1 protein-coding gene is annotated in these 247 nt (G+C 66.4%); it reads right to left on the bottom strand.

Annotated features, from left to right (window positions below):
* Positions 1-247, bottom strand: a 247-nt coding sequence (locus EOB49_RS35670; protein ID WP_164782020.1) for an SIS domain-containing protein, incomplete at both ends; no start/stop codon positions are given.

Below are 247 nucleotides of genomic sequence, written 5' to 3'. Positions count from 1 at the left end.
CGACAGCCACTGGTCGGTGAACAGCACGATCTGGACGCCACGCTGATGCGCCTTCTCGGCGAAGCGGACGAGGCTGTCCTGGTAGCGCCTGATGTCGAAGATCACCAGCACGTCGCGCTTGCCCATGTCGATCAGCCGGTCGCGCCACATGCTCTCCTGCCCGGCGAGGTGAAAGACATCCGGCTGGATGACGGCGAGGTGGGCGGCCATGTAGCGCGCCGGCGGATCGGTGAAGCGACCGCCGATC

The organism is Mesorhizobium sp. M7A.F.Ca.MR.148.00.0.0, assembly GCF_003997735.1.
Taxonomy (GTDB): domain Bacteria; phylum Pseudomonadota; class Alphaproteobacteria; order Rhizobiales; family Rhizobiaceae; genus Mesorhizobium.
This window is presented reverse-complemented; position numbering and strand designations above follow the sequence as displayed.